Below are 12,457 nucleotides of genomic sequence, written 5' to 3' on the forward strand. Positions count from 1 at the left end.
CCGATGACGACCACTCAATCGCTGATGCTGACCGAAACCAACGAATCGCCGGCCGTGGTCGCGGCCCTGCTCGATCGTGAGGTGGCGGTTTTCACCGAGATCGCCCGCCTGTTCGCGGCGCGGCGCCCGACGGTGGTGACCACCGCCGCGCGCGGCTCGTCCGACCACGCCGCGACCTTCTTCAAATATCTGATGGAGATCCGGACCGGCATCCCGGTCGCCTCGATCGGCCCGTCGGTGGCCTCGGTCTACGAGGCGCCCCTGCGGCTTGACGGCGGCGTCCACGTCACCGTCTCGCAATCGGGGGCGAGCCCGGACATCGTGGCGCTCCAGGCCGCCGCCAGGCGCGGCGGCGCCGTCGCCGTCGCCGTCGTCAACGTCACCGACAGCCCGCTCGCCCGCGAGGCCGACCTCGTGCTGGCGCTGCACGCGGGGGCGGAGCGCAGCGTCGCCGCAACGAAGTCCTTCATCGCCACCGGCGCCGCGCTCGCCGCCACGGTCGCCGCCGTTTCCGGGGACGATGCGCTGCGCAAAGGCGTCCATGCGCTGCCCAAAGCGCTCGCCGCCACGGCCGCCGTCGACAGCTCGGGGATCGCCGACGCGCTCGCCGAAGCGACCTCCTTCTACACCGCCGGTCGCGGCCCCGGTTACGCCATCGCCCTGGAGGCGGCGCTGAAGGCCAAGGAGACCGCCGGCATCCACGCCGAGGCCTTCTCCCTGGCGGAGCTGATGCACGGGCCGCTGCGGCTGGTCGGCGCCGGCTTCCCGGTCGTCGCCTTCGTCCCCGACGACGCCGCCTTCGACCACGGCCGGCAGGCCCTGGAACGGCTGACCGCCCTCGGCGCCATCGCCCGGCCGCTGTCGGCGAGCCCCCTGCCCGGTTCCGGCGGCACGGTTCCGACGACCGGCTTCGGCCTGATCGACCCGCTGGTGTCGATCGCCTGCTATTACCGGATGATCGAGGCGGTGGCCCGCCGCAGGGGGCTCGACCCCGACCGGCCGGCCAACCTCTCCAAGGTGACGTCGACGACCTGACCGCCGCGCGGCGCACCAAGAAAAACCGCGCCAGCTTTCGCCGCCCCGTCCGTGTGATGGATCACCCGCCCCCAAGGAGAGGATCCCATGCTCGACGCGAAGCCGGACGTGAAGCTGGGCAACATGCTGCTGCACGTCAATCTGCTGGCCCTGGGCACCTTGATGGCCAAGCTGATGGAGGAGCTGTTCCGCCAGTCGGGCGACCCGGCGGCCAAGGCCGACGAGTGGCTGCGGCTGTTCGAGGCGACCGCCGGCCAGATGACCTTCGCCAGCGAGACCCCGGAATGGAGCGACCTCGCCGCGCAGGAGTTCCGCGACATCCTGATGCAGCACATCCACCGCGCCCGCGCCGTGGCGCTGGGGCAGGACTGCGACCCGCGCGCCTACCTGAGGCATCACGGGGAGCACCCCGACGCCCCCGCCCGACCGCTGCTTCATGGCTGAGCCGCGAACGGCGCGCAGGTAAAGTCCGAACATCCGAAAGAAAAGACCGCACGCCGCCGCAGGAAATTCCCAACAGCCCCGTACAAGGAACAGGCGCGGTGAACTCACCGCCCATCATCCGACAGACGGGACGGCGACGGACCATGACCGGGAACGCGACACGGCAGACCGACAGCTTGCTGCGGCTGGCGGTTCAGCATCACAACGCCGGACAGACCGAGCGGGCGGAGCGGTTCTACCGCGAAATCCTGCGCATCGACCCGACCCACAGCGACGCGGCGCATCTGCTGGGCCACATCGTCTACCAGGACGGGCGCCGCAAGGCGGCGACCGCGCTGTTCGTCACGGCGGCGCGCGGCAACGCCACCGTCGGCTCCTACCATCTCGCGCTCGGCCAATCGCTGCTGGAGGAGGGGCGTGCCGCCCCGGCCCTCGCCTGCGCCCGGCGCGCCCTGGCGCTCAACCCCGACGACGCCGACGCGCTGTGCCTGCTGGGCGCCGCCGCCGGCCGGCTGGGGCGGCCGACGCTGGCGCTCCGCGCCTTCAACGCCGCCGTCCGGCTGGTCCCGACGGCACCGGAAGCCCGGCTCGGGCTGGGCCGCGCGCTCGAGGATCTGCGGCGGATCGACGCCGCGATCGGCTGCTACCGGCTGGCGGTGCGGATGCGCCCCGGCGACGCGGGCGCCTGGATCACGCTGGCCAACGCGCTGCGCCGCCGGGGCCGCCCGGCCGACGCCGTCCACGCCTACCAGGAGGCCCTGAAGCGCGACGTCGGCAACGCCTCGGTCTGGGCCAACCTGGGAGCGGTCTGGCAGACCCTGGGACAGACGGAACGGGCGCGGGACTGCCACGTCGAGGCGCTGCGCCGGCAGCCGGAGAATGTCGAGGCGCGCAACAACCTCGGCCTGCTGCTGCACGGGCTAGGACGCCACGCCGAGGCGCGCGGCTGCTTCGCCGCCGTGCTGGCGCTGGTCCCGCACCATGCGCCGGCCCTCATCAACATCGGGCTGGCCAACGCGGCGCTGGGCGCCTGGGGTCCGGCCGAAGCCTTCCAGCGGCGCGCCATCGCCCTCGACCGCCGGCAACCGGAGGCTTGGAACAACCTCGGCAACGTCTTGAAAGCCACCGGCCGCCGCGCCGAGGCGGCGGAGTGCTGGGCACGCGCGCTGGCGCTCAACCCCGGCTTTGCCGACGCGCTCGGCAACCTCGGGGGCGAGTTGCGCGACCAGGAGCGCTTCGCCCCGGCCGCGCTGCATCTGCGCCGCGCCTTGCGGCTGATGCCGGAGCACGCGCCGCTGCATGCGGTGCTCGCCTACGCGCTGAGCGGCGCCGGACGCCTGATCGAGGCGGCCCGCGCCTGCCGCACCGCCCTGGCGCTGGCGCCGGCGCTGGCCGACCCGCTCTGCACGCTGGGGCTGGTCGAGCAGCGCCTGGGCCGGCCCGGCGCGCACCGCCTGTTCGACCGCGCGGTCGCGGCCCTGCCCGGCCACGCGCTGGCCCGCTTCAACCGCGGCCTGCTGGCGCTCGAACAGGGCGCGTTGAGCAGCGGCTGGGCCGACTACGCCAGCCGGTTCCGGGCCGGGCGGGCGCGGCCGGAGCGCCGCTTCACCATTCCCGAATGGCAGGGCGAGCCGCTGGCCGGCAAGCGGCTGTTCGTCTGGCGCGAGCAGGGGGTCGGCGACGAGTTCCTCTTCGCCTCCTGCTACGCCGACGCCATCCGCATGGCCGGTTCGGTGGTGATCGAATGCGAGCGGCGGCTGGTGCCGCTGTTCACCCGCTCCTTCCCGCGCGCCCTGGTCCGCGCCGAGCAGCCGCTGCACGGGCTGACCGAGGCGGAGGTCGTCGATTGCGACTGCCACATCCCGGCCGGCTCGCTGCCCCGCCGGCTGCGCGACACGCTGGGGAGCTTTCCCGCGCGGTCCTCCTGGCTGTTCCCCGACACGGCGCTGGTCGCCGACTGGCGCGAGCGGCTGGAGGCCGACGGGACCGGGCTCCGGGTCGGGATCAGCTGGCGCAGCCAGCTGATGGCCGAGGAACGCCGGGCGTCCTACCTGCCGCTCGATCAATGGGGGCCGGTCTTCGCGGTGCCGGGCGTCACCTTCGTCAACCTGCAATACGACGAATGCCGCGCCGAGATCGCGCAGGCCGAGGCGCGCTTCGGCCGCCCGATCCATGGCTGGACCGGGCTCGACCTGCGCGACGATTTCGAGGAGACGGCGGCGCTGATCGCCAACCTGGATCTGGTGATCGCCCCGGCCAATTCGGTGGCCGAGCTGGCCGGGGCGCTGGGCGTCCCGGTCTGGCGCTTCGGCCATCGCGACTGGACCCATCTGGGCACCGCCAACCGCCCCTGGTACCCGTCGATGCGCGTGTTCCAGCCGCTGTCCGGCCAGGGGCTGGGGGATGTGCTGGCGCGCATCGCCGCGGAACTGCGCCGTTTGCCGCGGGTGGAGGGTGGAAAGAAGGAAAGCGGCCGGAAAAGGCGCTGACCCGTCACATCAGCCGTTTCGGCCGCTCCAGCTCCTCGTCGAATCCCCGGTCGGACGGTTCCGAGCGGAAGGCCGCCTCGAAGATGCGGTCGGCCAGCCCCGCCGGAGGCCCCGGTTCCGGCCGGCTCAACCCCAGCTCGACCGCCGTTGCCTCGTCCAGCATCCTCTGCGCGGGAATCGAACGCAGCAGAAGGCGCCGCGCGTCCCGCGCCGCCGGGGGCGGCCACAGGGCGAGGTCGCCGCCGAAGCGATCCAGATGGTCGCGGAACTCCTCATCCGTCATCGAACGAATCCTTGGCCGCCTGCGCGCTCGCCCGCAGCAGCAGGCGGAGCTGCTGGCGCGCGCGTTTCAGCAGGGACTCTACAGCACCCACGCTGATCCGCATAACGATCGCGATGTCCGCGTTGCTTAAATTCTCGTAATAAAACAGGGTCACGGCGGCGCGCTGCTGCGGCGTCAGCATTGTCTGGGCGTCGGCGAGCCGGGCGGCGACCTGCCGGCGCTGGATGGTGTGAACGGCGTCGGGAGCGACGTCGGCGGGTTCCGGCACCGCCTCGATGTCCTGGCCGACCGGGCGGCGCTTGTGGTCGATGCAGCGGTTCACCACCACGCGGTACAGCCAAGTGGTGAATTTCGCCCCCTCGTCGGTCCATTGAGCGCGGCGCTGCCAGACCTGGAGAAAGGCGTCCTGGACGATGTCCTCGGCCTCCGCCTCGTTGCCGCACAGGCGGCGCGCCAGCCCGTAGGTGCGCTTCAGGTGGCGGTGCACCAGGCGGCGGTAGGCCGTCTGGTCGCCGGCGCGGATCAGCGCCATCAGCGCCTCGTCCGGCTCCTCGCCCGTCGCGATGTTGACGCCCGCCGTGACCGGCCCGCGGTTCACGGCGCCGCCGCGCTCGTCAAGCCGAGATTCCGCCATGTGCATGATCCATCGTTCTCCCGACGACGGATGCATGCGGCCCTTTGGCCGTCGCACCGGCGACACTGGATGCCTCGCCGCGTTCTGCGGCGATGGACTGCCACGCCTTCAGCATGAAGGACAGCTGGCTGATGAGCGAGTCGCAGGCGGCCACCGGATCCCGCCGGCTCGCCGCTGCCCCGGCCTGGACGATGAGGCGGCGGTAGAACTGCCGCAGCGTCGTAGCCACATCCTCATATTTGTCGAAAATCAGAATGGAATCAAGGCCCGCGAAGATCATGACGGCGCGATTCACCGCGTCGTGATGCGCCTCGAACCGGCCCGCGGCGGCGGCGGCGCGCGCCGCGTACAGATGGGCCATCGCCCGTTCGTAGAGCCGCACCACGGCGACCAGCGGCGGCACCGCGCTGTTGGCGGTGGTGTAGGCGGAAATGGCTTTGTTGAGGAACGGGTTGCGCATGGCGCAGGTCCTTCTGTGCGGTCTGGCCGGAGGGAAACCGGCCGGGTGGAGGGGAGCGCCCGCCGTCGGTCGCCGTCTTGGCCGTCGTCAATCGTCGTCGTCGTTCGACTTGTAGGTGAGCTGCTTCAGCAGCAGCGCCGCGGTCTCGGCGGCGGCCTCCAGCCGGGCGTAGTAGGCGGTCAGGGTGGTGCGGTAGGTTTCCGCCTTGGCCCGGATGTCGTCGGACCGGCTTTGCAGCTCGGTGTCGTTGGCTTCAAGGCTGTTGATGATGGTGGCGAGGTCGCCGCTGTAGCGGTTGGCGAACTTGTCGATCGTCGTGTAGAGCCGGTCGGCCAGCCCCTGGGAGAAGTCGACGTCGACGCTGCCGCCTCCCCCGGTGTAGACCATGACGATGCCGTCGTAGATCGAGCCGGTGGCGCCGATGATGCGGTTGCCGCTGACCGTGAACAGCGAGCTGTCACCGCCGACGGACACCGAACCGAGCGACCCGTCCGAGCCGACCTCGATGTCCAGCGTGAAGGACGCGCTGGTCAGGCCGGTGTTGTAGCGCAGCAGTGAGATCTGGCTCGACGACGCGGTCATGTTCAGGCCGAGCAGCTGCCGGACCGCGTCGATGTCGCTGGTCAGGAAGCTGTTCAGCGTGTCCTCGTCCAGCTCCAGATTGTTGGAGCTGTCGAAGCCGATGCCGAGCGAGGCGAGCGACAGCACGTTGCCGTCGTCGGTGGCGACCGACGTGTTCAGCGCCGCATAGACCGACTTGGTGACCTGCCGCAGCAGGCTGTCGGCGAACAGGGTGGCGCTGTCGGTCTTGGTGCCGTTGCTGTTGGTCGCCTGCTGCTGCACCACGAAGTCGCGCAGCGCGTTGTAGGCGTCGACGAAGCCGGTGATCGCCGTCTTGATCGAGGACAGGTCGGTCGACACCTCCATCGACACCGCGGTGTCGGGACTGGCGGTGTAGAGGTTCAGCGTCACGCCCTCGATGGCGTCGGCGATGGTGTTGGAACTGCGGGTGATCGTCACGCCGTCGATCTGGACGATGGCCTCCTGCACGGCGACCAGCTCGTTCCTCACGTTGCCGGAGCCGTCGGTCAGCCCGAGCGCGCCCGCCAGCCCGCTGCCGCCGCCGTCGGTCACCGAGATCGCCTCGCCGGTGTTGTTGGCGGTCAGGATGAGCTGGTAGCTGCTGTTGCTGACCTGCACGATGCTGGCGGTGACGCCGCTCGCCGCTTTCCGCGCGTTGATGGCGTCGCGCAGGTCGGTCAGGCTGTCGTCGGCGTCCATGACGATCGTCACCGCGCTGCCGTCGGCCGCTTGCAGGGTGAAGCTGCCCGACTGGCCGAGCGCGCTCGTCTTGCTGCCGACCGCGTCGGCGCCGATCTTGTGCCTGGTGGCGAGCTGCTGGACGACCACGGAGTAGGTGCCGGTCTCGGTCCCGTCGGCCACCGTGGCGCTGAACACGTCGCCGTCGCCGATGTAGGCGGTGCGCTGGCCGAACAGGTTGCTCGACGCGCCGGTCGCGGTGGAGCGGTTGCGCAGGCCGTCCAGCGAACTGTTGACGGTCTGGAGGAGACTTTGCAGGTCGCCGTAGGCACTGACCTTCGCCTCGTTGGCGGTGATCTTGGCGTCGATGCGGTCGGCCCGCACCAGACGCGCCTGCACCTTGGCCTCGATCAGCAGCGAATAGTCGATGCCGGTGCCGGAGCTGCTGGAGGACAGGGCGGAATAGCCGGTGCCAGCCGAGGTCGATGTGGTCGTTGACGTCGAGGACACGGTCGTCATGGCGGCAAACCCATCCTGTGGCCAGCGGACGGCGGCGCGTCGGCGGCGGGGGTGCGGGCGAAGGGACGAAAGGGAAGTGACCGCCGGTCCGTGGCGGACGCCCGCCGTTTGCGAGGCGGCGCGGACGGTCCGGGTTTCCCTGGGGACCGGCGGTCGACGAACCGTCAGCGGAGCAGGGAGAGAAGCTGCTCGGGCATCGAGTTCGCCTGGGAAAGCACGGCGATGGCGGCCTGGGTCAGCACCTTGGTCGAGGCCAGCTTCGACTGTTCGGCGGCGACGTCGACGTCCATGATGGCGGACTGCGCCGCCTCGGTGTTCTCGATGGTCGTGTCGATCATGTCGCTGCGGAACTCGAAGCGCGAGATCAGCGCGCCGACGTCGGCGCGGGCGTCCGACAGGGTGGTGACCGCCGCGTCCAGCGCGGTCAGCGCGGTGGCGGCGTTGGCCGAGCTGGTGATGTCGTTGGTGTTGATGGCGAGCCCGGTGGTCGTCACGTTGGCGATCGACACGGTGATCTTGTCGTTGGCCGTGGTGCCGACGCGGAAATCGACGCCGGTCGCCCAGTTCTCGGTGCCGTCGAGCAGCGATTCGTCGTTGAATCGCGTGCCCGACGCGATGCCGTCGATTTCGTCCTGGAGCTGCTGGAACTCGGCGTCGAGATAGGTGCGCTCGTTGTCGGTGACCGAGCCGGACAGCGCCTGGGTCGCCAGCGAGCGCATGCGCTGCACGATGTCGGAGATGCTGGACATGCCGCCGTCGGCGGTTTGCAGGATCGACGAGCCGTGCGAGGCGTTGGTGGCGGCCTGGTTCAGCACCGTGATGTCCGACTGAAGCGAGGTGCCGACCGCCAGACCGGCCGCGTCGTCCGACGCCTTGGTGATCCGCGACCCGCTGGCGATCTTGGACACCGAGTTCGCCTGGTTGTCGGAGTTGATGTTCAGGTACCGGAGGGCCGAGTTGGAGGCGGTGTTGGTCGTGATGACGGGCATGGTGTGGTCTCCTGGATCGAACCGGGCCGTTTCGGCGACCCTCACAGGGACTCACGGGCGGTGGACCGAAAGCTGGCGGGGTTTTTCGCGGTGCCTTCGATTTTTTCCTCTCCCCCGAATTCCCTCCCCAGGGGCGGGAGAGGGAGGAAAAGCGAAGCCGTCACAGGTACTTGGACAGATTGTTCTCTTCGAGGATCTTCATCAGGCTCATCGTCGCCTCCAGCGAGGCCTGGAGCTGCGACAGGCGGGTGGTGGATTCCGCCAGATCGACGCTGCGGATGTCGTCGACGTGGCTTTGCAGCACGAGCTGCTCGTCGACGTGGCGGTCGATGGTGCGCTCCAGCGAGGCGCTGGCCGCGCCCAGCCTGGCCTGCGTCACCGCCAGCGCGTCGGTCGAATCCGAGGCGAGCCTCGTCACCTCGTCGAGAACGGCGGTGTCCACCGGATTGGTCGCCAGGTTGGCGAGCAGGTTGAAGGCGCGCAGCGCCTTCTCGAAGCCGGGCTCGTTCGCCGTCACGCCATAGGACAGGATCAGATCGTCGGCCGCCTGGAAATGCGCGACCGTCGAATCGCCCTGGTAATAGCGGGTGTCGGCGCTCGACGGCACGGTCGTCGCCGCCGGGTAGGCGGCGCCGTCGATGGTCACGGCCGGCTGGTCGGTGCGCCCGCCGGCGAACAGGTAGCGCCCCTCCTGCCGGGTGTTCAGCAGACCGGCGAACTCCTTCATCAGCTCCGCCGCCTCGGCGACGACGCCCTCGACCCCGGCGGCGTTGTTGCCCTGGAGCCCGACCACCAGCGCGCTGAGCCGCGACGTCAGGTCGGCCATGCCGCCGACCGCGTCGTACATGCTCTGGATCCGGCCGTTCACGACCTCGCCCTCGTCGATGTACCGCTCCAGCCGCCTGTAGTGGCTTTCCAGATTGACGAGCCGGCCGCTGTCCGTCGCGATGCCCTTGTAGTCGGTCGAGTTCAGACCGCTGGCCGAACGCACCTGTTCGGCGGCGACCTTCGCCTCCGCCTTCATCATGTACTGGACGAGCGTGTTCTGGTGGTTGTAGGTCGCGACCCGTTCCATCGCGGTCTCCTCTACTGGACCATGTTCAGCGCCGCGTCGAACATCTCCTGCAACGCCGACATCACCGCCGCGGCGGCCTCGTAGGCGGATTGCAGGGTGGAGATCGCCGCGGTCTCCTCGTCGACGTTGACGCCGCTCTGGGACGCGAAACTCGTCTCCAGGCCGTTGGCGTAGCTGCTCTGGCTCTCGTAGGCGGTCGCCGCCTTGGCGGCGAGCGTCGCCGCGCTCTGGATGACCGCCCCGGCGTAGCCGGCGAAACTGGTGCTGCGGCCGGCGAGCCCACCCGCCGCGTCGAAGCCGCGCGAGGCGGAGAAGGCGGCGCTGAGCGAGCGCGCCACCGACCCGTCGCCGCTGGTCAGCGCGGTGTCCCCCGCCGCCAGACCCGACGCCGCCGACAGCGCCCCGGTTGCCAGAAGCGCGCTGTTGGCCCCGACGGCACTGGAAATCCGGATGTCCGAGGCTCCGGAGCCGGTCAGCAGGTCGTTCATCCCGTAGGCGGCCGAAAACGCCCCGCCGTCGCCGCCGAGCGCGATGCCGCTGCCGGCGCCGTTGGCCGAGATGACCAGCTTGCCGTCGGTGGAGATCGAGGCGTTGGCGTTGCCCATCATGTTGATGGCGTCGACGACGTCCTGCATGGTCGCCATCGTCGACAGGTCGATGTCGAGCACCTCCGCCGCCGTGCCCGTGGCGTCGGTGACGGCGACGCGCAACGTGCCGCCGGTGACGGCCAGCGCGTCGGTGCCGGCGACTGTCGCGGTTCCGGTCAGACTCTGCGGCGGCGGGTAGGCGGTGCCCTGGTTCTGGATGGCGTTCAGCGACTCCTTCAGCGTCGTCGCCAGCTCGTCGAGCTGCGCCTGCTGCGCCGGCAGGTCGGTGTCGCGCAACGCGACCAGCGCGCTCAGCGTGCCGCCCTTCAGCGACGTCGTGATGTCGATGCCGTCGATCATGATGCCCTGGAAGCCGCTGGTCCCGGTCGGGCTGTAGAGCGTGCCGGCGCCGACCGAGGCCGCCGCCGTGTAGGACAGCGCGTGGACCGAGGAATCCAGCAGCGACTTGCCGGATGTCGTCGAGATGCGCATCAGGCCGTTGCCGTCGATCTGGTAGGTGACGCCGATGGTCTCGGCGAGGCCCTTCAGCGCCTCGTTGCGCTGGTCCTCCAGGTCGGCGGTGTTCTGGCCGAGCGCCCTGCCCTTCACGATGCGGCCGTTGAGGTCGTCGAGCGTGCCCAGCGACCGGTTGATGCTGTCGACCGTGGTGGCGATCCCGTCGTCGGCCTGCGCGCGCAGCGCCTGCACCGAGGCCGAGATGTTGCGCAGGCTCTCCGCCAGATCGGAGACCGACTGCACGACGGCCGCCTTGGCGCTCTGGCTTTCCGGCGAGGTGGCGAGCGTGGCGGCGACGTCGGCCACCGCGTTGATCATTGAGCCGAGGTCGCTGCCGCCGCTGTCCTCGTCGGCCGTCACGCTGCCCATCGCCGACTGGAGCTGGTCCAGGTAGCTGTTGCGGGTCTCCGCGGCGCCCAGGCCGGACATCGCCGTGACGATGGTCTTCAGCAGGAACTGGTTGACGGTGCTGCCGATCCTGGCGACGTCGACGCTGGCGTAGCCGACGGCGGTGTCGCTGGTGGCGTTGGACGCCACCTTGCGCGTGTAGCCGTCGGTGCCGGCGTTGGCGACGTTGGAGGCGGCCACCGCCATGCCGACCTCCGCCGTGCGGAGCGCCGAGGTGGCGATGGAACCCGCGACACGAAGGGACATGGCGGCGTCTCCGGAAGAACGGGGGGATGTGGGGGCGGGCTCGCGGCGTCAGACGGTGACGGCCAGCGCGTGGCGCACCGTGCGCTCCCCCACCCGCACGCCGTAGCGGGCGCTGGCGCCGTAGGACATCGCCGGGGCGGTGGAGGCGGCGCGCAGGGCGGCACCAATGGCAGCCTGCCGGTCGCGGTGAATGCGGATCCGCGCCTCCATCTCGCGCATCGGGTCGCGCAGCACCGGCAGCACGCGCGCGGCGGCCCGCCGGGCGGCGGCGCGGACGGCGGGCGGCACGCGCTTGCTGCGCGCCTGCCCCAACGCATCGGCCAGCCGATCCTTCCAGGCGGCGAGCAGCGACTGCATGGCGCCGGCCGCCAGCAGGGCGTCGCGCGCGCGGCCCTCGCGCACGGCCTTCGCCGCGGCGGCGGCGTGGGCGTCCAGCTCGGCGGCAAAGCCCTCCAGAACCTCCACCGGATCGACACGCAGGAAGACGGTGTTTGCCGGCGTGGTCGTCATGGCGGGGCTCCTTGGGTGGGGTCGAACGCTTCCTTGCACGGGTGGAGGGGAAGGAACTGGCGCGGTTTTTTCAGGGATGCGGAGACCGGGCGTCCGAACGCCCTCGCTCCCTGGTGACGCGCCCGCCGGGGAGGCCGGCGAACCGCGCCGTCGGCCATCCGCCGCGCGCCCAAGAAAAAGGCGACCGCGCCATGACGGCACGGTCGCCCCGATGAACCCGGCGGAACCGGCGGAGCCGGAGCCCCGACCGGTGAAGACGAAGGCCGGTCGGCCTGGGTCAGACGGGCATGGCCGCCGTCTCGGCGGCATCCTGGCCGATGCCGTTGTTCATCGCCCAGATGGCGGCCTGGGTGCGGTTGGAGGCGTTGATCTTGCGCAGCAGGCTCTTCAGGTGGACCTTCACCGTCGCCTCGGTGATGGCCAGATGGTTGGCGATCATCTTGTTGCTGTGGCCGCGCAGCAGGCATTGGAGGATCTGCCGCTCCCGCTGCGACAGTCCCTTGCGCGGGGCCGGTTCCTCGACCAGGGCCTCGCCACGGCCGCCGATCAGCAGGGCGGCGAGGTCGGTCGGGAACACCTTCTCGCCCATCGTCACCAGGGTCAGCGACTGCATCAGCGCCTCGCTGGCGATGTCCTTGCGCAGATAGCCGTCGACGCCGGCCTTCAGCGCGCTGGTCAGGCGCTGGGCGTCCAGTTCGCCGGTCAGCACCACGAGGCGGGCCTTCGGATGCGCGGCGCGCAGCGTCTGGACGGTGTCGGAGGTGAGGTCCTCCACCGGGTCGATCAGCAGGATCGCGGCCTGCGACGCGACGGTGGCGCGCGGATCGGCGGCCTCGCCGACGATCTGGAAGCGCGAGCCGTCGAACAACCGCTTCATTCCCTCGCGGAACAGACGGTTCGGGTCGACGAGGACAACGGTGGTCGGGGTCATGGCCGGGTTCCCTGCTGTGAAGGGCGGCCCCGCCATTCGGGGTGCCGCCGGTCTCGGTCGTGCCATCCAAA

Annotated in this window: 12 protein-coding genes; 3 read left to right on the forward strand and 9 right to left on the reverse strand. The window is 70.6% G+C overall.

Features of this window, described 5'->3' with window-relative positions; all coding sequences use genetic code 11:
• The first annotated feature begins 3 nt into the window (after positions 1-3).
• From J2847_RS21030 to J2847_RS21040, 3 genes are all read left to right on the forward strand, one after another.
• The gene (locus J2847_RS21030; RefSeq protein WP_209780792.1) at positions 4-1,035 is read left to right on the forward strand and encodes an SIS domain-containing protein; all 1,032 of its coding nucleotides are present in this window, start codon (positions 4-6) and stop codon (positions 1,033-1,035) included.
• Positions 1,036-1,122: 87 nt separating this feature from the next.
• A complete protein-coding gene (locus J2847_RS21035; protein ID WP_209780793.1) occupies positions 1,123-1,479 on the forward strand; it encodes a hypothetical protein in 357 nt (118 codons plus the stop codon).
• A gap of 143 nt (positions 1,480-1,622) precedes the next feature.
• Complete coding sequence (locus tag J2847_RS21040) at positions 1,623-3,968, forward strand: tetratricopeptide repeat protein (protein ID WP_209780794.1); 2,346 nt, start codon at positions 1,623-1,625, stop codon at positions 3,966-3,968.
• A gap of 4 nt (positions 3,969-3,972) precedes the next feature.
• Here the strand turns inward: J2847_RS21040 and J2847_RS21045 are convergent, their stop codons facing one another.
• From J2847_RS21045 to J2847_RS21085, 9 genes are all read right to left on the reverse strand, one after another.
• Entirely contained in the window at positions 3,973-4,251 is a 279-nt protein-coding gene (locus J2847_RS21045) for a hypothetical protein (protein WP_209780795.1), read from the reverse strand.
• Positions 4,241-4,885, reverse strand: a complete 645-nt coding sequence (locus J2847_RS21050) for an RNA polymerase sigma factor (RefSeq protein WP_233474676.1) — start codon at positions 4,883-4,885, stop codon at positions 4,241-4,243. The genes J2847_RS21045 and J2847_RS21050 overlap by 11 nt, the downstream gene beginning before the upstream one ends.
• On the reverse strand, positions 4,866-5,345 hold the full coding sequence (locus tag J2847_RS21055) for a flagellar export chaperone FliS (protein WP_209780797.1): 480 nt from the start codon (positions 5,343-5,345) through the stop codon (positions 4,866-4,868). The genes J2847_RS21050 and J2847_RS21055 overlap by 20 nt, the downstream gene beginning before the upstream one ends.
• 87 nt (positions 5,346-5,432) lie before the next feature.
• The gene (gene fliD / locus J2847_RS21060; RefSeq protein WP_209780798.1) at positions 5,433-7,124 is read right to left on the reverse strand and encodes a flagellar filament capping protein FliD; all 1,692 of its coding nucleotides are present in this window, start codon (positions 7,122-7,124) and stop codon (positions 5,433-5,435) included.
• A gap of 164 nt (positions 7,125-7,288) precedes the next feature.
• Complete coding sequence (locus J2847_RS21065; RefSeq protein WP_085552036.1) at positions 7,289-8,113, reverse strand: flagellin; 825 nt, start codon at positions 8,111-8,113, stop codon at positions 7,289-7,291.
• A 160-nt stretch (positions 8,114-8,273) separates the two neighbouring features.
• On the reverse strand, positions 8,274-9,188 hold the full coding sequence (locus J2847_RS21070; RefSeq protein WP_209780799.1) for a flagellin N-terminal helical domain-containing protein: 915 nt from the start codon (positions 9,186-9,188) through the stop codon (positions 8,274-8,276).
• Positions 9,189-9,199: 11 nt separating this feature from the next.
• The gene (flgK, locus tag J2847_RS21075) at positions 9,200-10,945 is read right to left on the reverse strand and encodes a flagellar hook-associated protein FlgK (protein WP_209780800.1); all 1,746 of its coding nucleotides are present in this window, start codon (positions 10,943-10,945) and stop codon (positions 9,200-9,202) included.
• Between the two features lie 48 nt (positions 10,946-10,993).
• Positions 10,994-11,455: a hypothetical protein gene (locus J2847_RS21080; RefSeq protein ID WP_209780801.1), complete on the reverse strand. Its 462-nt coding sequence runs from the start codon at positions 11,453-11,455 to the stop codon at positions 10,994-10,996.
• 277 nt (positions 11,456-11,732) lie between these two features.
• Positions 11,733-12,386, reverse strand: a complete 654-nt coding sequence (locus tag J2847_RS21085; protein WP_209780802.1) for a LuxR C-terminal-related transcriptional regulator — start codon at positions 12,384-12,386, stop codon at positions 11,733-11,735.
• Positions 12,387-12,457 lie beyond the last annotated feature (71 nt).

Origin of the sequence: Azospirillum agricola (assembly GCF_017876095.1) — a bacterium.
GTDB lineage: Bacteria > Pseudomonadota > Alphaproteobacteria > Azospirillales > Azospirillaceae > Azospirillum > Azospirillum agricola.

Bases quoted from the DNA above. Each gene is read 5' to 3' on its own strand.
- J2847_RS21030 (WP_209780792.1), top strand. From the start codon at position 4: ATGACGACCACTCAATCGCTGATGCTGACCGAAACCAACGAATCGCCG.
- J2847_RS21035 (WP_209780793.1), top strand. From the start codon at position 1,123: ATGCTCGACGCGAAGCCGGACGTGAAGCTGGGCAACATGCTGCTGCAC.
- J2847_RS21040 (WP_209780794.1), top strand. From the start codon at position 1,623: ATGACCGGGAACGCGACACGGCAGACCGACAGCTTGCTGCGGCTGGCG.
- J2847_RS21045 (WP_209780795.1), bottom strand. From the start codon at position 4,251: ATGACGGATGAGGAGTTCCGCGACCATCTGGATCGCTTCGGCGGCGAC.
- J2847_RS21050 (WP_233474676.1), bottom strand. From the start codon at position 4,885: ATGGCGGAATCTCGGCTTGACGAGCGCGGCGGCGCCGTGAACCGCGGG.
- J2847_RS21055 (WP_209780797.1), bottom strand. From the start codon at position 5,345: ATGCGCAACCCGTTCCTCAACAAAGCCATTTCCGCCTACACCACCGCC.
- fliD (WP_209780798.1), bottom strand. From the start codon at position 7,124: ATGACGACCGTGTCCTCGACGTCAACGACCACATCGACCTCGGCTGGC.
- J2847_RS21065 (WP_085552036.1), bottom strand. From the start codon at position 8,113: ATGCCCGTCATCACGACCAACACCGCCTCCAACTCGGCCCTCCGGTAC.
- J2847_RS21070 (WP_209780799.1), bottom strand. From the start codon at position 9,188: ATGGAACGGGTCGCGACCTACAACCACCAGAACACGCTCGTCCAGTAC.
- flgK (WP_209780800.1), bottom strand. From the start codon at position 10,945: ATGTCCCTTCGTGTCGCGGGTTCCATCGCCACCTCGGCGCTCCGCACG.
- J2847_RS21080 (WP_209780801.1), bottom strand. From the start codon at position 11,455: ATGACGACCACGCCGGCAAACACCGTCTTCCTGCGTGTCGATCCGGTG.
- J2847_RS21085 (WP_209780802.1), bottom strand. From the start codon at position 12,386: ATGACCCCGACCACCGTTGTCCTCGTCGACCCGAACCGTCTGTTCCGC.